We start from the raw sequence: 1,661 nt of genomic DNA, 5'->3' as shown, positions 1-1,661 counted from the left end.
GGGCGCTGTGCCACGGGCGCTCCCGGCGGGCGCTGCGGAGGCGACGCCGCGGCCGCGCGTGGTGGAGCGAGCGGCCGGCGGGCCGGGCGTGAGAGCTGGCGGTTCGGGTCCGGGGTAGCGCAGCCAGAGGCTGTCCGCCGCCGGTTCGCCGACGCCGACCGGACGGAGCAGGTCGTCGGTCATGGCATCGGGCTCCAGCTCGAGGGGCAGCGTCTCCTGCACGGGCCCGGGCTCCGGCCGGCCGGCCGGCGGCCGCCGCCCGCCGCGGGCCACGACGATGCCGACCTCGTCGTCGAAGGGCGGCTCGGTGACCGGCACCGGCAGCCGGCGCACACGGCTCACGTACCGCTCGGGCGGCGCGGACGTTGCGGTCATCGGGGCCTCCTGAATGGGCGGCAGCAGCGGGGGATCGACCAGCCGGCGTGCCGGCATCACGAGCATCGAAACCACCGGGCACCGAGGGGGTCAACGGGGTCCCGGCGACGGGCAGTTGCCCGCTCATCCGGGCAACTCGGGCAACCTCCGGCGAGGGTCGAAAGGGCGGCCGGGCAACCGTTCCGGCGACGGGGCAATCACGGCTCGGTCACATTCAGGGCATTGCTGCGTGGCACGAACCAGCTTGTTACAGCAGAATCAATAGATGGAGGCCATTAGTCATACGGGACCGCGACGGGGCCTGGTGCTCGGCGGTGGCGGTGTCCTGGGCGCGGCCTGGATGGTCGGCGCGCTGAGTGCCATCGAGGAGTCGACCGGTGCCGACCTCCGGTCCTTCGACTACATCCTCGGCACGTCCGCGGGCTCCGTGCTGGCCGCCCTGCTCGGCGCGGGTCTCGACGCGGCGCAGCTGCGTGACCACCAGCTCGGCCACCCGATCGCCGGGCCGCTGGCCGACCACACCTGGGACTACGACACCGCCACCGGCGGCTCGCGCCCGCAGCTGCCCAGGTTCGGGGTCGGCTCGCCGGCGATGGTCCGCCGCAACGTCCGCCGTCTGCGCCGCATGCCTCCCACCGCCGTCCTGTCGGCGTTCATGCCGCTCGGCCGCGGCTCGCTCGACGGCATCGGCGACCTCGTCGACGCGGTCACCGGGCCGGACGCCGGATGGTCGCCGCACTCCGGCGTCTGGATCGTCGCGATGGACTACGAGACCGGCCGCCGCGTCCCGTTCGGCCGGCCGGGCGAGCCGCGCGCGTCGCTGCCCCAGGCCGTCATGGCCTCGTGCGCCATCCCGGGCTGGTTCGCGCCCGTCGTCATCGGCGGCCACCGCTACGTCGACGGCGGCACCTGCTCGGCCACGTCGGTCGACCTGCTCGGCGGGCTCGGCCTCGACGAGATCTACGTCGTCGCGCCGATGGTCTCGTTCGAGCTGGACCACCCGCGGGCGCTGCTGTCGCGGCTGGAACGGCGCTGGCGGCGACGCTGCACCCGGCGCTGCCTGCACGAGGCGGAGAAGCTGCGCGCCGCGGGTACGGACGTCACCATCCTCGGCCCCGGCCCCGAGGACCTCGCCGCGATCGGCGCGAACGTCATGGACACCGGCCGGCGCCTCACGGTCCTGGAGACGTCGCTGCGGACCTCGGCGGTGGCGCTCGCGGCGGGCCGCTCCTGGGCCGACGCCGGCTGACGGGCCCGGGGTCCGGAGCCGGCGCCCGGGCCCGCCG

At 75.5% G+C, this 1,661-nt stretch carries 1 protein-coding gene and 1 pseudogene; one reads left to right on the top strand and one right to left on the bottom strand.

All coding sequences use genetic code 11. The features are described 5' to 3' along the window. Positions 1 to 375 (bottom strand): annotated as a pseudogene (locus tag DY240_RS22785) (hypothetical protein); the annotation flags it as partial. 265 nt (positions 376 to 640) lie between these two features. On the opposite strand from DY240_RS22785, the gene DY240_RS22780 reads away from it, so the two are divergent. Beyond that, positions 641 to 1,624, top strand: coding sequence for a patatin-like phospholipase family protein (locus DY240_RS22780; protein ID WP_119662083.1), 984 nt, complete (start codon positions 641 to 643; stop codon positions 1,622 to 1,624). The last annotated feature ends 37 nt before the right edge of the window (positions 1,625 to 1,661 follow it).

It is taken from the genome of Jiangella rhizosphaerae (assembly GCF_003579925.1).
Lineage (GTDB): Bacteria > Actinomycetota > Actinomycetes > Jiangellales > Jiangellaceae > Jiangella > Jiangella rhizosphaerae.
Note: the sequence above shows the minus strand (reverse complement) of the source record. Positions and strands in the feature narration are given on the sequence as shown.

Bases quoted from the DNA above. Each gene is read 5' to 3' on its own strand.
- DY240_RS22780 (WP_119662083.1), top strand. From the start codon at position 641: ATGGAGGCCATTAGTCATACGGGACCGCGACGGGGCCTGGTGCTCGGC.